The sequence below is a fragment of the Brotaphodocola sp. genome, from assembly GCF_050873365.1.
GTDB lineage: Bacteria > Bacillota > Clostridia > Lachnospirales > Lachnospiraceae > Brotaphodocola.
This window is the reverse complement of the sequence record NZ_JBNMIQ010000035.1, coordinates 1-20,006: the sequence shown is the minus strand read 5'-3', so window position 1 is coordinate 20,006 and position 20,006 is coordinate 1. Positions and strand designations below refer to the sequence as shown.

At 47.8% G+C, this 20,006-nt stretch carries 17 protein-coding genes; 1 reads left to right on the top strand and 16 read right to left on the bottom strand.

Translation table 11 applies throughout. The features are described from left to right. Positions 1 to 308: 308 nt before the first annotated feature. The 14 genes from ACR0QT_RS12920 to ACR0QT_RS12855 form a co-directional block, all read right to left on the bottom strand. Complete coding sequence (locus ACR0QT_RS12920) at positions 309 to 698, bottom strand: hypothetical protein (RefSeq protein ID WP_432631116.1); 390 nt, start codon at positions 696 to 698, stop codon at positions 309 to 311. Positions 699 to 774: 76 nt separating this feature from the next. Then, positions 775 to 1,296, bottom strand: a complete 522-nt coding sequence (locus ACR0QT_RS12915; protein WP_432631115.1) for a hypothetical protein — start codon at positions 1,294 to 1,296, stop codon at positions 775 to 777. Positions 1,297 to 1,644: 348 nt separating this feature from the next. Next, complete coding sequence (locus tag ACR0QT_RS12910) at positions 1,645 to 2,307, bottom strand: YitT family protein (RefSeq protein WP_432631114.1); 663 nt, start codon at positions 2,305 to 2,307, stop codon at positions 1,645 to 1,647. Positions 2,308 to 2,588: 281 nt separating this feature from the next. Beyond that, the gene (locus ACR0QT_RS12905) at positions 2,589 to 2,924 is read right to left on the bottom strand and encodes a DUF1292 domain-containing protein (RefSeq protein WP_177978251.1); all 336 of its coding nucleotides are present in this window, start codon (positions 2,922 to 2,924) and stop codon (positions 2,589 to 2,591) included. A 127-nt stretch (positions 2,925 to 3,051) separates the two neighbouring features. Beyond that, positions 3,052 to 3,576 carry a cob(I)yrinic acid a,c-diamide adenosyltransferase gene (locus ACR0QT_RS12900; protein ID WP_432631113.1) on the bottom strand — a complete coding sequence of 175 codons (525 nt, stop codon included), beginning with the start codon at positions 3,574 to 3,576 and terminating at the stop codon, positions 3,052 to 3,054. An 18-nt stretch (positions 3,577 to 3,594) separates the two neighbouring features. Further along, entirely contained in the window at positions 3,595 to 5,631 is a 2,037-nt protein-coding gene (locus tag ACR0QT_RS12895; protein WP_432631112.1) for an ATP-dependent helicase, read from the bottom strand. Positions 5,632 to 6,032: 401 nt separating this feature from the next. Further along, a complete protein-coding gene (gltX, locus tag ACR0QT_RS12890) occupies positions 6,033 to 7,487 on the bottom strand; it encodes a glutamate--tRNA ligase (RefSeq protein ID WP_432631111.1) in 1,455 nt (484 codons plus the stop codon). Positions 7,488 to 7,803: 316 nt separating this feature from the next. After that, positions 7,804 to 9,141: a M18 family aminopeptidase gene (locus tag ACR0QT_RS12885; RefSeq protein ID WP_432631110.1), complete on the bottom strand. Its 1,338-nt coding sequence runs from the start codon at positions 9,139 to 9,141 to the stop codon at positions 7,804 to 7,806. Positions 9,142 to 9,300: 159 nt separating this feature from the next. Next, positions 9,301 to 9,933, bottom strand: coding sequence for an HAD family hydrolase (locus ACR0QT_RS12880; RefSeq protein ID WP_432631109.1), 633 nt, complete (start codon positions 9,931 to 9,933; stop codon positions 9,301 to 9,303). 225 nt (positions 9,934 to 10,158) lie between these two features. Further along, positions 10,159 to 11,301: an acyltransferase family protein gene (locus ACR0QT_RS12875; RefSeq protein ID WP_432631108.1), complete on the bottom strand. Its 1,143-nt coding sequence runs from the start codon at positions 11,299 to 11,301 to the stop codon at positions 10,159 to 10,161. 315 nt (positions 11,302 to 11,616) lie between these two features. After that, complete coding sequence (locus ACR0QT_RS12870; RefSeq protein WP_432631107.1) at positions 11,617 to 13,233, bottom strand: DUF3794 and LysM peptidoglycan-binding domain-containing protein; 1,617 nt, start codon at positions 13,231 to 13,233, stop codon at positions 11,617 to 11,619. Between the two features lie 202 nt (positions 13,234 to 13,435). Beyond that, a complete protein-coding gene (gene cysE, locus ACR0QT_RS12865) occupies positions 13,436 to 14,083 on the bottom strand; it encodes a serine O-acetyltransferase (protein WP_432631106.1) in 648 nt (215 codons plus the stop codon). A gap of 349 nt (positions 14,084 to 14,432) precedes the next feature. Then, complete coding sequence (locus ACR0QT_RS12860; RefSeq protein ID WP_432631105.1) at positions 14,433 to 15,605, bottom strand: isocitrate/isopropylmalate family dehydrogenase; 1,173 nt, start codon at positions 15,603 to 15,605, stop codon at positions 14,433 to 14,435. A 32-nt stretch (positions 15,606 to 15,637) separates the two neighbouring features. Further along, positions 15,638 to 17,608, bottom strand: a complete 1,971-nt coding sequence (locus ACR0QT_RS12855) for an aconitate hydratase (protein WP_432631104.1) — start codon at positions 17,606 to 17,608, stop codon at positions 15,638 to 15,640. A gap of 677 nt (positions 17,609 to 18,285) precedes the next feature. On the opposite strand from ACR0QT_RS12855, the gene ACR0QT_RS12850 reads away from it, so the two are divergent. After that, complete coding sequence (locus tag ACR0QT_RS12850; RefSeq protein ID WP_432631103.1) at positions 18,286 to 19,239, top strand: LysR family transcriptional regulator; 954 nt, start codon at positions 18,286 to 18,288, stop codon at positions 19,237 to 19,239. Here the strand turns inward: ACR0QT_RS12850 and ACR0QT_RS12845 are convergent. Together ACR0QT_RS12845 and tnpA are read right to left on the bottom strand one after the other, a co-directional pair. Then, positions 19,226 to 19,651 (bottom strand): protease complex subunit PrcB family protein, encoded by a 426-nt coding sequence (locus ACR0QT_RS12845; RefSeq protein ID WP_308452100.1) that lies wholly within the window; start codon positions 19,649 to 19,651, stop codon positions 19,226 to 19,228. The two genes, ACR0QT_RS12850 and ACR0QT_RS12845, sit on opposite strands and share 14 nt — an antisense overlap. A 153-nt stretch (positions 19,652 to 19,804) precedes the next feature. Then, positions 19,805 to 20,006, bottom strand: a 202-nt coding sequence (gene tnpA, locus ACR0QT_RS12840; protein ID WP_432630406.1) for an IS200/IS605 family transposase, incomplete at its 5' end; no start/stop codon positions are given.

Sequence of the window (20,006 nt, the reverse complement as noted above, 5' to 3'; positions counted from 1 at the left end):
GATCCTTGGCGTGTGATTTTAATCCGTTTTTCTGAGATCTTTCGATCAAAATCCCTACTCATCTACTCTAGTTGCGTCGTTTCTTCCCATATTAACGCATTTGATGGCTTTTTTCAACTCTCTCCCCCGAATTTATTCCAGAAAATCCATACGAGATTGGAATTGACTGCATAATTTCAAGTTATGGAGATGCACAAAAAAGACAGGATCTGCGGAGATCTCTGTCCCCGCAATCCTGCCATTTTTCAATTCATCTCGTTATATTTTTCTGTGTGTTTGTATGCTTTCCGACTCTGCAACCTTCACTTCTACTGCTGAATCCAGGCACCATCCTTGCCGACATAGTAACTGTTGATGTACTGGCTAACCGCCATCGTGTGATCCTCGAAAAAATAGTACCACTTTCCATTGATCTGTTGCCAACCGGTGACTGCACAGCCACTCGCATCAAACCAGTACCAGGTCTTTCCATCCTGATGCCACTCGCTGACGAGCATTGTCCCGTCTCCCTGAATCCAGAACAGGGAATCCCCGTCCTTGAGCCACTGGTTCTGCGCAAGTGTCCCGTCTGCGCTGTAATAATTCCATGCCGAACCATTATAGACCCAGCCGGTCTTCGCATATGCCGTAACCGTCATTATAAGAAAAAATACCACCGTCAGTATTGTCAGTCCCGCTGACCGTCTCTTTCCTCTCATCCACATCCCTCTTTATCGGATTTCATGCTCTCCTGTTGCTGTTCTCATCCATCAATGTCATACAAACAGGAAGAATTTAGTTCTGCACCCATTTTCCATCTACACCGACCCGGTAACCGCCCGGAACAAGTGCATCGACTGCCATAACTCCGTTTTTCAGGAAATAATAATAATCTCCATCGATCAACTTCCAGCCATTCTTGATCGCACGACCGTTTGCCTGCATGTAATACCACTTGCCATCTTCATTCTGAACCCACTCGTTGACTGCCATCTTTCCATCTTCCTTGAGCCAGTAAAGATCAGAGTTCTGCTTGAGCATCTGGTTCGTCAGGCACAGACCGTCCTCGCCCACATAGTACCAGGCATCATCGGTATTCACCCACTGACCGGCTACCATCACGCCGTCCACACCGACCCAGTATTTTCCGGTTCCATCAGCAGACTCGATCCACTGATTCTTCGCAACCGTGCCGTCCTCCTGATAGTAAAAATATCTCTGACCAACTTTTCCCCACTCTCCTGCAAAACTTGCTGTCACAGACATTGCGGACATTGCAAGTGTCAGAACTGCCACTTTCATCCATGATTTCTTCATCTCTATCGTCTCCTTCTATTCTGATCCTTCTCAATCAGCGACTCTCTGTTTCGAGTTATCTGTTCTGGATTTATTATACGTTCTGCTCGATACAGCGTCAACGAATTTCTGCTTACACATTCTGACGATTTTCTTTCGGTTCTCTATATTGTAGACATAATTTATGAATTTGTACAATTTCTGTTCCGTTTAAAACAGGTAATATCGTGATAAAACAGATAATACAGTGATAACTAGGGTTTGCCCTGTCTTCTCTGCCGTCTGTCGCCTCCACATGCAGTAAGATCTTTTTTTATTCATGTGAACTACTCAGTTATTGAATAACTAAGAATTCCCACTTAGACAAATTTATTTTTCCGGCTCCACAAGACCTCCGACAAACGGAAGTTCTGCAACGGAAAGTTCCTTGATCCAGTCAATCAGGTTCGAGGAAATGATCGTCGTCATCACAGAAAACAGGATACGATGAATTGGAATATAGCTCAATGAAAGTGCGAGCACCGTGAAATCCGTAAACATATACGTTCTCGAAAGTCTCCATTTCGTCAGATGAGAGATCGTCAGTGCAAGCGCATCATCGCCCCCGCTTGATCCTCCCTGGCGCACGACAATCCCGACTCCGATTCCGACAAAAAGTCCACCGAGCACACTTGCGAGAAGTGGATTTCCACTCAGATTCGGCAGAACTGGCGGGAACTGTTCCCAGAGTCGGAAAAATGCCGACATACTGAATGTCGACACAATCGAAATCCGGATGAACTTTCCACCCAGATATTTGAGTGCCAACGCGTAACAGGTCAGATCGAGAAGCGAAGTCAGAACGGAGTTCGAAACACCGAACCAGTGATTCAGCACAAGAATCATTCCAAGCACACCGCCCTCAGTGATTCCCGACTGTCGGTGAATGTTGTAGATTCCAAATGACGCAATCGCCGTTCCAATCACAATCGCCATCACCTTGCTCCATGTCAGCTCTTCCGACATCAATCTCAGGTTTTCTTTTACAAACACAACGATTTTCTTTTTAAAACACATGATAATTTGAATCAATTCCTTTCTGAAATACACACTTGCACAGACAAAACAGACCAATCGAGCAGGAGCATGATTGTCTCCTCCATATACACAGATATACAACAACACAAAACCGCCAGAATACATTCTCTCTCAGAAAGATGTACTCTGACGGGTCATTCTGTCATGTCTCTCTTACCTTCTCAGAATCACCAAAATGCTCTGGTAATTCCAGGAAATCAATAAATTAAGTCAACGCTCACAGAGCATCTCAAATCTTAGTCCTCAAGATCCTCTTCGCTTACGAGCTCATCAAATTCCTGATCGTCTAACAGCTCATCGAAAGCGTCAGAAACGATCTCGTACTCCTCGTCGTCCTCGATGTTGTCCAGGTTCGGATTGCCATCTGCATCCTCGCTGTAACGGTACAGATATACTTCGCCTTCCTCAGCCTCAATGCCCTCGCTCGGCAGAAGTGCAATGTAATCACGGTTTCCAGCCTCGAAGATGGTGAGTACTACACACTCCAGCTCGCTTCCGTCGTCCAGAGTCAGGGTGACAGTCATCTCCTCCTGCTCCATATCCATGTTGTTATCGTTCTGATTATTTGCCATGTCTGTTCCTCTCTTTTGTTTCAGGATATGTATCTGTCATACCCCGAAACATCTTTTTTATTTTATAGTTTCACTTTATCAGAATGGGACACCAAAATCAAGCAGTATTTGAGTCCCAAATGATAACCTAATACTCAATTCCCTCGCGAGCCCCGATTCCCTGCGTGTAGGGATGTTTGACCATTTTGATCTCAGACACATAATCAGCAAGCGCAATCAGGCGATCTGACGGATCTCTTCCAGTCAGAACCACTTCCATCTCCTCCGGACGATTTTTCAGAAACTCTGCGACATCGTCCTCTCTGACCATCCCGTAATTGCAGGATGCCAGAATCTCATCGAGCACGAGCAGATCAACTCCATCCTCCACTGCGGTCTTCACTGCGGTCTCAAATCGGCTCTGAAAATAAGCTCCCGCCTCGCGCTTCTGCTCTTCATTCATCCGAAATACAAATCCAAATGTCCGATCGCACGGCGTAACGGTGATACCCGGAATCTTTCTGAGCACCTCAACCTCCCCGGAATCTTCCGTTTTCAGGAAACGCACAATCAGCACCTTCTTCCCACGCCCCGATGCGCGAACTGCAAGACCGACTGCCGATGATGTCTTTCCTTTTCCATCCCCACAATAAATGTGAACACATCCCCTCATAAATCGAACCCTCCTGTTCTAATTTATCATATTTGGCTTATTCCCCGATCTGTGATCTTCTATCCCATTGACCCGATCCGGTTTATCCGCCATATTTCTCTTCTCTGGTTTTCCCGTTTCTACGTTCCTGTATTCTGCAAGAAAACGCGACGGCTCCTGAATCTTCCCATATCGCTGTCTTGCAAAACAGACATGGAGCCGGTCCTTCGCCCTCGTCATTGCGACGTAGAACATGCGCCGTTCCTCCTCGAGATCTGCCTCAAGCACCGCCTTATGATGGGGCGTGATTCTCTCATTGGCATCTAAAATGTACACGATCGGAAATTCCAATCCTTTTGAACTGTGCATCGTCATCAACGTCACGCAGTCCACTTTCTGTCCATTTTCTCTGCCGTGCGCCGCCTGTTCTTTCAGTTTTTCTGCATACTCCCTCTGGTGCTCCTCCCAAGCCTCAAGTGTCTGATACCCGCTCGCACTCTCCTGAATCTGATCCGCGACCTCAAAAAGTTCCTCCGGATTCATTCTGCGAAACTCGGCATACTCCCTGAGATACTCGTCATATCCGACTGCCTTACGGATGTAATTGATCGCCGGTGCCGGAGCCATCCTGCCAATCATTTTCAAGTCACTGCAAAGATCATCGATCCGGTCCATCATCCAGTCCTTATCCTGATACCAAGCCTGTACCTGATCCCACGAAATCACACTTCCCTCAAGTGCCTCCCGACTGATATAACGCTTCGGGCGATTCGCAATCCGCAAAGCATCCTCGCGCTTTGCCTGACGCTTCGCACAGAGTTCGCTGTGTCCGATCTTCAAATAAGCAAGAAAATCCTTCGCAATCCAGTGCTCATACAAATTCGGCAGGGCATCGCGCATCTGAAACGGAATATTGTACTCCATCAGGCGTTCCATCAGCAAGCGCGGTTCCATGCTCGTCCGATAGAGCACAGCAATATCCGAAAGTTGATATCCCATCCGCACATAGTCCTGAATCTCCCGCACAATTCCTCTTGTCTCCGCCTGTGCATCCGACCAGCCCGTCGTCGTCACCAGATGACCCGCTCCACGGTTTGCACGAATCTCCTTCGGAAAACGCGTCTTGTTATGAGAAATTAACCGCTCCGATGCATCCACAATCTCTGACGTCGACCGATAATTAATCCCCAAAAGTACCTGCCTGCACTGTGGATAGTCCTTTCCAAATCCAAGCATAATCTCCGGCTTTGCCCCGCGAAAACGATAGATGGACTGATCGTCATCTCCAACGATAAAGAGATTGTTTTGAGGAAGCGCAAGCATCTTCACGATCTCATACTGAACCCGATTGATGTCCTGAAATTCATCAATCAGAATAAATTGAAACTTTCTCTGCCATGCACTCAGAATGTCTTTTCTCTGAGTAAACAGCTCATAGCACATCACAAGCATATCCTCGAAATCAATCTTTCCACTCCGCTCAAGCTCTGACTGATATCCCTGATAAAGTTTGCGAAAAATCTCCTCCGAGCAGTTCTTGGAGTAGTAATAATCAAGGCTCATCATCTCGCCCTTGACGACACCGATCTCCGACAAAATCGAGGAGATAAATTCCTTCTCATCCTCCACTTCAAGGCGCAGTTTCTCAATCATTTTTCGTATGATCTCCGTCCGCTCCTCCTCCCGCACAATGCAGGAGGCATCATAGCGATAAGCATAGCGAAGAATATTGAAAAACACCGCATGAAACGTGCCAAAGCTCACAGGCGGATGTACTCTGCTTTCACGTTCATCACACTTCCATCCTCGCATTTTTTCTTCGATCTGTTCCGATGGCATCTTTTCCGATGAACACTCAGGTTCCATCAATTTCCAAAACCTCTGCTTCATCTCATCCGCTGCCGAGCGCGTAAACGTGATCACGAGAATGTTTGACGGATTCACCCCATGCTCCTCAATCAGACAGCGCACCCGATGCGTGATCACGGTTGTCTTGCCCGATCCCGGACCTGCAAGCACCATCATCGGTCCCTCAAAATGATGAATCGCCTCGATCTGTGACTCGTGAAATGCCATTCCTGCTATCCTTTCTTAATCCTAGAAATAATTTTCTGTACGTATCTATCGTTTCTATCGTTTTTCCATTAGCCTCCAACCCCGGAGCAAAATAAATTTTCATACAGAAGAAAAAAGACTGCCACAAAACAGGATATTCTCTTCTCACTGTCTTATGGCAGTCTCGCCAATTTACAAATGTACTTGTATTTTAATTACAAAAATACTTTAACTTTTCATGGAAGCCATTCTGTTATCGGCGACGTAAGGCGGGAAAGTACAGGCAAACCCGTGTGAAACGTCGGTGCTTAGGTTGCGTATTTTGCAACCTTATGCACCGCTACGTTGAACCCGGAGCGCGAGCGCGTTTGGATGACTTTCTTCCGCCGTCGTCGCCTCTAATTAAAAATCCAATTAAAAATTTACAGGTTGCTCAGCTTCTCAATTCCCTTGCGGATACGAGCCAGAGACTCCTCTTTTCCGAGCACTTCCATGATCTCCGTTGCGCCTGCCGGTGTCATCTGCTTTCCAGAAACCGCGGTACGGATCGGCCACATTACAAAACCAGTCTTCACGCCAGTCTCTGCCACATACTTGGACAGGACCTCATACAGAGCATCGTTGCTGAAATCCTCCTGTGCCTCAAGAAGCGGAAGAACATCATTCAGAACCTTCAGGGAAGTCTCTGCATTTGTCTTCATCTTCTTGTGGGTGTACATAGCGGTATCGTACTCCGGAAGCTCCTCAAAGAAATCAATGTGATCTGCGATATCCGGGAAGATCTCGATTCTCGTCTTCACCATTCCTGCGATCTTCTTCAGATCCAGATCCTTCTTGATTACAGCCTTGATATACGGCTCTGCCATCTTATAGAAACGATCTGCATCCATTGCCTTGATATACTCGCCGTTCATCCATTTCAGCTTCGTCATATCGAATACAGCCGGGGACTTGCTGATGTTGCGATAGTTGAATGCCTGTACCAGCTCATCGAGGGAGAAGATCTCACGGTTGTCTTCCGGAGACCATCCAAGCAATGCCACATAGTTGACAACTGCCTCAGCAACGAAGCCCTGCTCAATCAGATCCTCGAAGGAAGAATGACCACTTCTCTTGCTCAGCTTCTTATGATTCTCATCGGTAATCAGCGGGCAGTGTACATAAACCGGAACTTCCCATCCGAATGCATCGTAAAGACGATTGTATTTCGGAGAAGAAGACAGATACTCATTTCCGCGAACTACATGGGTGATTCCCATCAGATGATCATCCACAACGTTTGCGAAGTTGTAGGTCGGATAACCATCAGACTTGATCAGAACCATATCATCGAGCTCGCTGTTATCAACGGTGATATCTCCGTAGATCTCATCGTGGAAAGTCGTGGTTCCCTCAGTCGGGTTGTTCTGACGGATGACAAACGGCTTACCCTCTGCAAGATTTGCCTCGATCTCCTCTTTGGACAGATGCAGGCAATGCTTATCGTAAGTCATGATCTCCTCGCCATTTACAACATGCTTCAGAGAATTCAGACGCTCCTGATCGCAGAAGCAATAATAAGCCTCTCCTTTTTCGATCAGCTTCTTCGCATACTCCATGTAAATGCCAGACTTCTGACGCTCACTCTGTACATACGGACCGCAACCGCCATCCTTATCCGGACCCTCATCATGAATCAGACCGGTCTCCTCCAGAGTGCGGTAAATAATCTCGGTAGCGCCCTCAACGTAACGCTCCTGGTCAGTATCCTCAATACGCAGAAGGAAATCTCCTCCCTCATGCTTTGCAATCAGGTATGCATACAATGCTGTACGCAGATTTCCTACATGCATACGTCCTGTCGGGCTTGGTGCATATCTTGTACGAATCTTAGTCATATCCATTCTCCTCGTATTTCTGTTCTTCTTTTTGTGTTTCTTTTCTTGTGTTTCTTTTCTTGTGTTTCTTTATTTTGTTTCTGTTTTTCTGAACATGTCGAAACATTTCTGTTTCCGTCGTCTATTCCTGTCACCGTTTCTCCATGCTCTGTTTCGCAAATGTCATTATATACCCGACTTTCCTAAAAAGAAAGTCCTTTATTCGGCAAAATCTTCCGTAGTTCCTGCATCATACAGAATTTTCCGGTCAGAAACTTCCTACCTGTCAGAAGATTCCTACCTGTGATTACCTGTGATTATCTGTAATTACCTGTGATCACATATGAATTGCAATCTGCTCTCCCTCTGACTTCATATAGGAGGAGAACAGCACTCTCGCCGTCTCAATCAGATATGCCGTGTCCTTGCTTCCCGCTGTCTCATAATTGGAATGCATCGCAAGCTGAGCCAGTCCAATGTCCACAGTATTCAGTGCAACCTGATTGCCAGAGATATTTCCGAGCGTCGAACCGCCGAGAATATCGGAACGGTTGTGGAAAATCTGTACCGGAACTCCTGCGTGACTGCACATTGTGCGGAAAATTGCTCCGGATACGGCATCCGTCGTGTACTTCTGGTTTGCGCTGTACTTGATCACGATTCCCTTGTTCATGTACGGGCGATTTGTCGGATCTGCCTTGTCCGGCTGATTCGGATGCACGCTGTGTGCATTGTCCGCGGAGACCATGAAGCTCGACGCAAGCGCAGTCAGATAATCCTCCTCACTGTGTCCGAGCGCACTGTTAATCCGGTGCAAGACATCTTTGAGGAAGGTCGAAGCCGCACCCTGCTTTGTCCCACTTCCAACTTCCTCATTGTCAAGCACACAGTGCACCGCAATGCTCTCGGTCGGCTCTGCCTTCAAAAATCCCTTCAGCGATGAAAATGCACACTGAAGATCATCAAGGCGCGGGGCAGAGATGAACTCCCCGTCAAGACCGACAACCGTTCCCTTCGTGCGATTGTAGAGGAAGAGATCCATATCGAGAATGTCCTCCGCCTTCACACCTGCGGACTCTGCAACGAGCGCACAGAACTTTTCTCTTGCCGTGGACGCATCGCTCTGTGCAAGCAGAGGAAGCATATCTTTCTGTGCGTTGAACTCGTATCCGTCATTCGCCTTGCGGTTCATATGGATCGCGAGATTCGGAATAATCATCAGATCACGGTCCACATTTACGAGACGGCTTGCAACGCCCTGCTCCGTGCGCACAACAACGCGACCTGCGACAGAGAGTGGTTTATCGAGCCACGGCGCAAGAAGAAGTCCACCGTACTTTTCCACATTGAGTTTTACATAGGTCTTGTCCACCTCAATTTCCGCATTTGCCTTGATCTTGAGTGCCGGAGAATCGCTGTGGCTCGCCATGATCTGAAAACCGACAAAATCCTTTTTCGGGATCTTAAATGCGATCAGCGCCGAGTCATTTCTCGTCACATAATAACCCTTTCCCGGCTCTAAATTCCAGCGCTCTCCCTCAAAAAGGCGCACACAGCCAGCATCCTCCAGCTCTTTTTTCATATTTGCGACAGCCTGAAAGCTCGTCGGACTGTCATTCAAAAATTCCAGAAGTTCTCTCGTCGTCTCCTGAAATACAGACTCTGTAAATTCCATGTTTCTTGTTTCCTTTCTGTTTTCTTTTCCTGTTTCTTTTCTTCTTTCTTTTTTTCTTTCTTTTCTTGTTTCTTCTCCTGTGTCTTCTCCAGTTTCCATCTCACATTTTTACATTTTATTTTTCATTCCGTTTATATTGAATTGCTTGCTCCGCCATCCCTATTTTTCCACAGGCAGATTCTTTTTCTCGATTTCTTTAAGAACCGCATCGAGGTGGCTTACATCGCCGTCATCATGGCAGTAGCCATCCATTCCACAGGCGCGCGCGCCCTCAATATTTATGCGGAGATCATCGATGAAAAAGCACTCCTCCGGTTTGAGCGAAAAGCGGGAAAAGAAATGCTGATACATCTCTTTCTGCGGTTTCATGCAGAGAACCTCGGAGGAGAACAGCGCCCCATCAAAAAGCTCTGCCTCCGGAATCAGGCTCTTCCACTTTGCAGGCAGACGCATACTCGCATTCGAGCAGATATAGAGTCCAAATCCCTCCTGTTTTAAACGGCGCAGAATCGGCTTCATCTCCTCGATCTGCCACATGCATTTTTTGTCCCAGTTTTCAAGACAGAGGCGCGCCGACTCATGAAGGCGCTCCGGCAGACGACTGCACACCTGACGCAGAGCCTGTTCCTCAGAAATGATTCCCATATCGAGCTGTACCCACTCCGGAGATACAAAGAGTGCCGTGCAGACTTCCTTCTGGTCAGCCTCATCCTCGATATAAGCCTTGCATGCCCGCATCGACTCATAATCCATCAGGATTTTTCCCATATCAAAAACGAAATTTTTAATCATAGTTTCCTCCAAGTATTTTTCCGTATCTTCTCATGATATTTCTTCTCGCAGTTTTTCTTCTTTTCTTCCACGATCTATCATTTCTCCAACCGTCCACCAGCGTTGCAACCTATTATTTCTACGGTTTATTATTTCCATGATTTATCGTTTCCACAATCTGTCATCTCACTACGCAGACTTTCTCTCATCCGTGCTCTTTATTATATCGAAAAGCATACAAAAAGTCTACCGCCCCCCATTGAGCATCCTCCACAGCAGAGGTGAAAACCGTTTGAGTATCCACGATGTCATCCCACAAATTACAAGCACAATGACCGGCATCGCCAGATACAAGACAAGCGGTGTCCACTTGCTTGCCGGAAGAATGATCGCGGATGCCTTGTTGATAAATCGCACAACCGCAAAATGCGTTGCATAGAGAAAGAAATTGCAACGCATAAACGGATAGGCAGGTGGAAGCCACTCGCCCGGAACCATCAGCCACAGACCGCTGACCGCAAAGAGACGGCTGATCACGAATCCCGGGATAAATGCTGTCCTGAGTCCAAACCCATAAAACCAGATTCCCCAGAAGAGAAACAACACACCGACAAGTCCACGCCGAATGTTCCAGCTTCGCTCAGGAATCGGAATAAAGGGGGCGGTCGTTTGATTGCTTGTTTGATTGCTTATTTGATTGCTCGTTTGAGTCTTGCTCTTTCGTTGGCGATCCAGAGCCAGAGAACCCGCAAATGCATAGTAGATCAGCGCATCTGAATTCAGCGGAATCAGATCAATATTTTTCCAGACTGCATACCACAAAATTGCAAACAGCAAAATCCGGCTCCAAAGATATTTCAAAACCGGATAAAGAAGCGGTGCCAACAAAATCAGCATAATCAGCTGATAGAGATACCAGAACACATAGTTGTAGGTATAGTTGATGACCGCATCTGTGAGTGCCGGAAGGGAAAACGGAACAACGCCCTTTCCGACGATCGTCGAAATTCCCGTCAGACGGCTCCCGACAACATATCCCATATAGTAAAGAAAATTCCAGAGAATATAGGGGACAAGAACACTGGAAATCCTGCGCTTCCACTTGCCCGCAAGCAGACTCCAGTCAAAATCCCGATAAAACAGATAACCCGATATCATAAAGAATCCCGGCACTGCAATCTGACCGAAACGATCTCCGATCCAGTGCTCCGTCAGATAGACTTCCGCCGTCTCTCCGCAGATTCCAAGAAACATCTGCGCGTTATAGGAGTGCACCCACACGACAAGAAGGCTGAAAAAAAAAGAAAACCACACCACTTTATTGCGAAACTGCGGTTCCGTCATCCGGTCGCCTCCCTCCGTTCCCTGACATCCCTGCCTCACAGCCATCTCACCTTTGATCTCTCATTCGATCTGACATTTGATCTCACTTTTGATCTCTCATTTGATCTCACTTTTTTTCATGTGATTTCCCATGTGATCTTCCATGTGGCTGACTGCAAGCATCTTTCTAAAAAACACTCTAAGAAAATTATACCAGTGCAGGGTAAAAAGTCAATGGACCCGGCTATGTAGGAGACGGCATTGTCTGCGCAGTCCTCTGCCGTCCCCCAGGTTTCCCTGATCTATGAGAAGCATCCTCCGGATGCGGAGCCCGTTTCTGATTCCTGCCCGCGTTGTGCGTGGTCAGCAACCTACTCCATTCTATGAGGAACGCCCTGCCGGTGTGACTGCCTGCCGATCGATCTCTTTGACAAGAATCAGACAATCTCCCGCCTTGACCTCCTCGCTGTTTAGTCCATTTCCCTCGACAATGCTCTCCGGCGTTGTGTGAAAGCGTTTCGCGATCTCCCAGAGCGTATCGCCCTCCTGAACGAGATAGCCGACAATCCCCGGAAGTTCCCGGAGTTTCCTGCGATCCGCCTCCTCCACCTGCACACGCTCAATCACCGGACAGGTCACCGGTTGAAGAATCAGAACGTCCAGATTTACCACCGCCTTGATTTCTGCAAGATTTCCCCCGTTCATCACAGCAGTCAACTGTTCCGTATTGCTGTCGAGATACCAGATGCTGTCGGGATGAATTCCCGGCGCAGACACATCATAGTGAAATGGAAAAAGTTCCGTCACCGACTGAATCGGTTGATCGTCCTCATCCGTCAGACAGAGGAGTTGAACCTCAAGCGCTCCGTCAATCGAGAGCACCTCCTCGCCCGGCTCGACGGCATCGAGCTTCACACTTCCACTGCTGTGACAGATCTGAAGCACTTTTCCGATTTTGCTAAGATCAAGTTTCTCAGCGACCCGACATTTTCCCGCATTGTGCGTCAAAATCTGATCAAAGCAGGCTTTTCCGACCTCCGGAATCACCTCCCGATTTGTTGAATAGAGATCTGCGAGAATCTCCAGCTCCTTCTCCTCATACAGACGAACATCGAGCTCCGCGATTGCATCCACCTCGATCTGGCGCATTTCCCCGTCATAATCCGGCTTTTCCTCAACACCGCGGTGGACGAGTTTCGGGCTGACTGCGAGAATCAGATCCGGTCTGCATCCCGGCATCTCAAGATCGCTAGAAAACGGAATGCTCTCCTCCATCCACGAGACGGTCTCCTCTCCACTCTCCCCCTCGTAGATCACAAAGACATTGAGCACTCCCTCGAGATGAACTCTTCCGTCTTCCGGTCGAACCTGCACATTTCCGAGGGCAACCTGCGTCCAGAGCACTCTTCCGATCGCCGGTTTACTCGGTGAGAGCGTCAGTTCCTCCTTCATCCGCCACGTATCTTTCCGGTGAAGCACAAGACCTGCAACCTCAAGTTTTCTGTGTTGCATCAAAAGTTTTGGTGAATCATCGCTCTCCTCATTCTCCCGGTCCGCGACATCGACCGTCACCTCCGTATCCATCCGCGTCTCCGCCTTGATCTCAAGACGGACGACTGCGCGGATTCCAAATTTTCTCGAGTGAATCAGTTCTGCATTCAGATCCTCAAGATATCCCCCTGCACTCACATCATCCTGCGCATTCACATCCGGGACATTGACCGGCTCTTCAAATGGAATCGAACCGCCGAGCGTCTGCATTCCGCCCTCTTCTTTTCGGTATAAGACGTGAAAATCCAGCTTTCCCCGCACCAGGACTCTTCCGTCCTGAATTTTTAACGGTTCCAGCTGGATCTCTCCCGCGCTCAGAATCATCTGATCCGCATCGCTCATCGTATCCGGTATAATAAAATCATCGTCAAGCGTCACCTGCGTGCCTACCTGATTCTTCCATCGATTCATCTGTATCTGTTGTCTTACCAGTTCCAACATCTCCATCTTCTCTCTCCCCGCCTAATGACTGCGATTCGCACATCATGCAAATACATCATGCAAATACGTTGTGTAAATATCTTGTGTAAATACATTGTGCAAATCGCAATGCCTGCATCACCTTTTTGTCTGTGATAAATTTATGCGAAAATCTGAGAAATATGAATCTGCTCTCACTGCCTATCTCATACGAAATTTTCCTGCTCACTTACTGCTCATGAGAAGCCTCAAGTTCTGCCTGAAGCCGTCTGAGCTCCTGCTCCAACTCGATCACACGCTCTTCCATCCGGTTGTAAGTCTCAACAGAGACATGCTTTTCTGTTTTCTTGACCGGAACACCACCGACCTTGACCGGACGCGCCGGAACACCCACAGCCGTCGTATCGTTTTCAAGCGGTTTCAAGAGCACGGCATTTGCTGCAATCTTACAGTTGTCTCCGACCTCAAATGCACCAAGAATCTTTGCTCCCGCTCCCACGGTCACATTATTGCCAAGCGTAGGATGACGCTTGCCCTTGTTCAGACCAACGCCACCGAGAGTTACTCCCTGGTAGATCGTGCAGTTATCCCCGACCTCTGCCGTCTCTCCGATCACGACCCCGCAACCGTGATCGATCAGGATTCCATGTCCGAGTTTAGCTCCCGGATGAATCTCAATCAGCGTGAAGAAACGCGCAATCTGAGAAATCATTCGCGCGATGAAAAACATGTGGTGCTTATAAAACCAGTGTGCAAACCGATGCCAGATCAGAGCATGAACACCCTGATATAAAATCAAAACCTCCAACGCATTACGTGCCGCAGGATCTCTTTCCTGAACTGCCTTCACATCCTGCCAGATATCTTTTAAAATCATTGTTTCGACCTCACCTGTTCTTCCTTCTAGTTTATGACTCAAGCTCCGAAACGGCTTCCTTATCGCCTTTAATGATTCAGCGCTGTTATCTCCCACTATATAATTTTGATGAGAAATTGTCAATGGAAAACCTGTCGTCTCGCCAAAATTCCTACTATTTTTGTAGGAATTTGCTTTTTTGTTCACAGGCAGGCATTTTCTGAGCGGAAATTCCCCCAAAGAAGCAGAAAGACCGCCGGAAAACACCAGGGCGATGTCTCACGGCAGTCTTTCATAAGTCATATGTAAACAATTCAGGGGGAGTGCGATTCATTTAAACAATTACTAATTGTTTTCTTATTTCAGTATCTTATTTCAGACCGTTGATCGTGTCTACCAGGTAGGTCGTGAACTCTTCTGCGGTTGCGCCGTCCTTATCGGTCGTCACTACGAGCTTGCGCTCGGTAACGGTGCAGATGTCGAGTGCGCGGTCAAGAATCTGTTTTCTGTCGCCGTATCCGATATGTGCAACCAGCATGCCGACTGCACGGATCAGGGAACACGGATCTGCGTACTGACCTCTTCCGTGGCTGATCAGGAACGGAGCGGTTCCGTGAATTGCCTCGAACATTGCGTACTTGTTTCCGATGTTGGAGGAGGAAGCGGTTCCTAAACCGCCCTGATGCTCTGCTGCCACATCGGTTACGATATCGCCGTAGAGGTTCGGAAGTACGATTACCTCGATACCCTTGTTGAACTCCGGATCAAGCATCTTTGCGCACATTGCATCAACCAGACGCTCCTGGATCTCGATGTCCGGATACTCCTCACCGACTTTGCGGACACCCTTGATGAAGTTTCCGTCAGCCAGCTTTACGATATTTGCCTTCGTAACGATCGTCACGTTCTTCTTGCCGTTCTTTCTTGCGAAATCAAAGGCTGCGCGGGCGATTCTCTCAGTTCCCTGCTGGGTCTGTACCTTGAAGTCAACGGCAAGGTCATCATTTACCTGAATACCCTTGTTGCCCCAGATGTACTCACCCTCGATGTTCTCGCGGAAGAAGGTCCAGTCAATGTTCTTGTCCGGAATCTTGATCGGACGAACAGCTGCGAACAGCTCCAGGTTACGTCGCAGAAGGCTGTTTGCGCTTAACAGGTTCGGCCACGGATCGCCAGCTCTCGGGGTTACCATCGGTCCCTTGAGGATGACGTCACACTTCTTAACCTCTGCCAGAACCTCATCCGGAAGACTCTGAAGGGTCTCTGCACGGTGCTCAATCGTCATGCCCTCGATCTCGCGGATCTCTACTTTTCCGGACTCCAACTCATCTTTCATCAGAGTCTTTAACACGCGGAGTGCCTGTGCCATGATGATCGGTCCAATGCCGTCGCCCGGCAATACGCCGATGACGATCTTCTCCTGCTTGGAGAAATCCTTGATCTCATTGTCTTGCTTCATGCGCTCGATACGCTCGAACTCAGACTTAATCAGTTCTGCGAATTTTTCCTGTGCTACTTCAATGTTCTTAGTGTTGTCGCTCATTGTAAATACCCCTTTCTTCTCCCTATCTAAATTTACTTTGCTTCCTTCTCCATTTCTTCAAGCTGATGCTTTAAGTATCTCAGCTGACCACCGCAGAGGATGACTTCCAGCTCACTGTCGGACAGATCCAGTTTTGCCTTAAACGTCACGTTCTTATCTTTATCCTTGATCACAACTTCTCTCGTCCTGATCTGCTCTCTGAGGTTCTCGATCTCAAGTTCATCCATCAGCTCTACCTTGTCATAATCTGCCGGGTCCTCAAACAGCATCGGGATGATTCCGTGGTTGACGAGGTTGCCCTTGTGAATTCTTGCAATGCTCTTTGCAATGACAGCCTTCACACCCAGATACATCGGGTTGATTGCTGCATGCTCTCTCGAAGATCCCTGTCCGTAGTTCTCGCCACCGACGATGATGCTCTTTCCGAGATTCTTTGCTCTCTCGGAAAACTCCGGATCGTAACGGTGGTAACAGTACTTTGACATCAGCGGGATATTGGAACGCATGCTTGAGAACTCTGCACTTGCCGGGGTGATGTCATCGGTTGAGATGTTGTCCACGGTCTTTAAGCTGATCTTTGCCTCAAGATGATCTTCCGGAGCATCCGGAACCGGAAGCGGAGCGATGTTCGGTCCACGCTTGATCTCAACCTTCTTTGCCTCCTCAAGCGGAAGCGGTTTGATGATCATCGAATCGTCGATCTTGAACATCTCCGGCTCTTTGATCTCAGCGAGTTTCTTCACATCCTCGCCCATCACTTCCTCTGCGGTTGCGAAGGTTCCAACGACTGCGGTTGCAGCGGCACTCTCCGGACTTACCAGATAGATCTCTGCGTTCGGGTTACCTGCACGTCCCTTGAAGTTTCTGTTGGAGGTACGAACTGCAATGCCCTTCGTAGCCGGTGACTGACCGATTGCACAGCACGGTCCGCATGCGACCTCGAGGAAACGAACGCCTGCATCAAGAAGCATCTCTGCGTATCCGTCTTCCATCAGCTTGCGATAGATCTGTTTGGAGGAAACGGCACAGGTACAGCTTACATTCTCTGCTACATGATGACCCTGCATGACGAGAGCTGCCTTTGCGATATCGGAGTAGCTTGCATTCGTACAGCTTCCGATGAATACCTGCTGAACCGGCTTCTTCTCAACCTCGCTCATCGGGATAACGTTGTCCGGCTGATGCGGGCAAGCGATCAACGGCTCAAGCTCGCTCAAATTGATCTCCATCTCACCATCGTACTCACAGCCCTCATCCGGGAGCATCTCTACGAACTCATCTTCACGTCCCTGAGATCTCATAAATTTACGAACCTGCTCATCTGCCGGGAAGATTGAGGTCGTTGCACCCATCTCAGCGCCCATGTTCGTGATCGTTACACGCTGGGAAACTTCCAGAGTCTTAGCACCCGGTCCTACATACTCATATACATTTCCAAGACCGCCCTTGATCGTCACACGACGAAGCATCTCAAGAATGACTTCCTTGGAGTTCACGCCCGGACGAAGCTCTCCGGTCAGGTTTACCTTGATGACTCTCGGCATTTTCAGTCTCATCGGAACACCGGTCATGGCTGTTGCAATATCCATACCGCCGACACCGATACACAGCATGCCGATCGCACCGCCGTGAGGAGTATGGCTGTCACCACCCATAGAAAGTTTGCCCGGTGCGCCGAAGCGGGATACCTGAACGGCATGGCAGATTCCGTTACCCGGACGGGAAACATGAACACCGAAACGCTCTGCTGCCGACTGTAAGTAGATGTGATCATCCGGAGTCTTGAAATCCAGATACAGCAGGTTATGATCGAGATAGCTGACTGCCTTCTCTACACCGATGCGGTCGATGCCAATCGCCTCAAATGCAAGATAGGTCATAACTGCATTGATGTCATGAGTCAAAGTCTGGTCTACCTTCAGATAGATCTCCTCGCCAGGAATCATATCCGATGGTTTTGCAAGGTGCGCCGCAAGAATCTTTCTCGTTAAGTTCTGAGCCATGATAACTCTTCTCCTTTACATGTGAAATATGGTACTAACCAAACACGGAAGCCCTGTGAAATGTGCTATCGTCCGTGCTATGTTCGCTCAACTTTCAAATCTCTGAGGTTTTGTATCTCTCATTTGATAATTCGATTATAGCAAGTGTGCATTCAGTTGTAAAATGCCATTATTTTCTTGATTGCCATGAGCTTTTACTCATGGTATTTTCTTGCAAACGTGAGGGCTTCGTGATACACTGAAATATAACAAGTTAGATTCTGATTTTGTGCTATATTCTTTTTCTTTTCAAGTCGACGCGCTCGGAGACTTGAACGTTATGGCGCTCCTACGGCTGAGTAAAATTCATGCAAACTCGTTCTCACTCCGGGTAAATCAGCGGAAGCGTCACTGGCGCTTCCTCGATACGCAGAGCGGACGTAGCGGTGCATAAGACTGCAAAGTACGCAGTCTAAACACCGACGTCTCACACGGGTTTGCATGTAATCTTCTCAGCCTCCGTCGCGCCCCAAGTAGTTCTCAATTTTAAAGAAACAAATTAAGTTTACAAATGTCACTGGCACTTTTATAAAACGAAATCGTATTTAAAAAATAAAGAATATGCTTTGACTACGCATTTCTGTTTTTTAAGACATTTCTATGAAAATGAAAACTTAGGGAAGGAGAAATGTAATTTTATGGACTTCAGACAGTTGCAATATATCACCACTGTTGCACAGTATCGAAATATCACCAAGGCTGCCGACGCACTCTTTATCTCCCAGTCCGCATTGAGCCATTACATTCAAAAAGCTGAGAAAGAGCTTGGAATTCAACTCTTTGACCGCTCCACGACACCGCTGACTTTAACGCTTGCGGGGGAACACTATATCGAAACTGCACGCCGGATTCTGCTTGAAAACGATCAGCTGATGAAAGTCTTTCGCGACATTACGCATCACATGACCGGAACGCTTCGCATCGGAACCTCCAGAGAACGAGCATCCCACATGATCCCGCGTCTTCTTCCTCAGTTTTCAGAGCGTTATCCGGGTATCGAAGTGACGATTCTGACCGACAGCGGATACAAACTGACCGAAGCACTGCGAGAGGGACGGATCGATCTCGTCTTTCTTCCGGTATACGGCAGAGAATCTTTTTCTGGAATCGAGATGCAACCACTCTATCAGGAGGAACTTGTCCTCGTCGCCCGCAAAGGCTATGTTCTTGATAGCCAGCGTCTGCCCGGTCACCCGTCCAGTGTGGATCTTCGCACATTCAAAAACACGCCCTTTTTCCTGCTTCATCCCCAGCACCGAATTCGCTATGCCACAAATGAATTGTTTAAAGCAAGCCACATCCGACCACCGGTCAAAATGGAATTTTCCAGCAACGTCACAAGTTTTCAGATGGCAACAACCGGCATGGGAGTCGCAATCATGCCTTACCAGATCATTTGCCTGACAAAGTCAGAAGAACCCGTCGAACTCTTCTCTCTCGGTGCTGAACCCGTGACCTGGGATGTTCAGGTCTGGACACGAAAAGGAGCTTATCTTGGTCAGCCAGAACGTGACCTTATAGAAATGACAAGGGAGAAATTCAAAAATGAATTTCTCCCCCGCCCGGCTCTCACAGAGCCTACTGAAAAATAACCGGCTGTTCCAGATATTCCGTCTGAACAACCACATATGGATAGGATTTCTCCGTTCCACTCTCCTCAGCACTCTCCGGACCCTTTAATTCGGTGTCAATGACGATCGCATTCTCCGTCAGATACAGCTCATTCACCACAATGCTGTATCCGCCGGAGGGCTGTTCGCCATACCCCACCACTATGTAAAGTCCACCGTCATTCGTGTATGTCAGCTTAAACGGAGCCGTCTTTTTTTCCTCCGTCAGTTTTCTCAGTTCTTCCGGCAGATCCTCCACCGCAGTCACTGTAAAATCCAGATCACGCACCTTGTCCTTGTTTTCCCTTGTCACACTGCATCCAGTTATCACGTGCACGACAAGCACCCAGAGAATCAAACAGCCTGTCAGCAGTAGATTTCCCCCTTTTTTCATAAAAACAGGCCTCCCAGGAACAGATTGTGTACTACTAATCTATTCCAAGGAGACCTTTCTTATTCCAATTTTTCTATCAAAATCGCAGAGTACCACGCCTGACCAACTGGATCAGACGTAGGTGAATGCGTAATGATTTTAAAATATTTTAGATCATTCATTCTTTTGATTCTTAATATATTCTTTTACCGCAGTACTTGTTCGGTCACTGACTGTTCCAATAAAATAGCTTAAACTCCAAAAATAGGGTTTCCAATAATAAGGTTTCAGTTCCTCTACAAATTGTTTCCTAATGTTTCGAGAAGATGCAGATTTAAATGCATTTACAAATTCTGCAAGATTTAAATTTGGTTTT

Bases quoted from the DNA above. Each gene is read 5' to 3' on its own strand.
- ACR0QT_RS12920 (WP_432631116.1), bottom strand. From the start codon at position 698: ATGAGAGGAAAGAGACGGTCAGCGGGACTGACAATACTGACGGTGGTA.
- ACR0QT_RS12915 (WP_432631115.1), bottom strand. From the start codon at position 1,296: ATGAAGAAATCATGGATGAAAGTGGCAGTTCTGACACTTGCAATGTCC.
- ACR0QT_RS12905 (WP_177978251.1), bottom strand. From the start codon at position 2,924: ATGGCAAATAATCAGAACGATAACAACATGGATATGGAGCAGGAGGAG.
- ACR0QT_RS12900 (WP_432631113.1), bottom strand. From the start codon at position 3,576: ATGAGGGGATGTGTTCACATTTATTGTGGGGATGGAAAAGGAAAGACA.
- ACR0QT_RS12895 (WP_432631112.1), bottom strand. From the start codon at position 5,631: ATGGCATTTCACGAGTCACAGATCGAGGCGATTCATCATTTTGAGGGA.
- gltX (WP_432631111.1), bottom strand. From the start codon at position 7,487: ATGACTAAGATTCGTACAAGATATGCACCAAGCCCGACAGGACGTATG.
- ACR0QT_RS12885 (WP_432631110.1), bottom strand. From the start codon at position 9,141: ATGGAATTTACAGAGTCTGTATTTCAGGAGACGACGAGAGAACTTCTG.
- ACR0QT_RS12880 (WP_432631109.1), bottom strand. From the start codon at position 9,933: ATGATTAAAAATTTCGTTTTTGATATGGGAAAAATCCTGATGGATTAT.
- ACR0QT_RS12875 (WP_432631108.1), bottom strand. From the start codon at position 11,301: ATGGCTGTGAGGCAGGGATGTCAGGGAACGGAGGGAGGCGACCGGATG.
- ACR0QT_RS12870 (WP_432631107.1), bottom strand. From the start codon at position 13,233: ATGGAGATGTTGGAACTGGTAAGACAACAGATACAGATGAATCGATGG.
- cysE (WP_432631106.1), bottom strand. From the start codon at position 14,083: ATGATTTTAAAAGATATCTGGCAGGATGTGAAGGCAGTTCAGGAAAGA.
- ACR0QT_RS12860 (WP_432631105.1), bottom strand. From the start codon at position 15,605: ATGAGCGACAACACTAAGAACATTGAAGTAGCACAGGAAAAATTCGCA.
- ACR0QT_RS12855 (WP_432631104.1), bottom strand. From the start codon at position 17,608: ATGGCTCAGAACTTAACGAGAAAGATTCTTGCGGCGCACCTTGCAAAA.
- ACR0QT_RS12850 (WP_432631103.1), top strand. From the start codon at position 18,286: ATGGACTTCAGACAGTTGCAATATATCACCACTGTTGCACAGTATCGA.
- ACR0QT_RS12845 (WP_308452100.1), bottom strand. From the start codon at position 19,651: ATGAAAAAAGGGGGAAATCTACTGCTGACAGGCTGTTTGATTCTCTGG.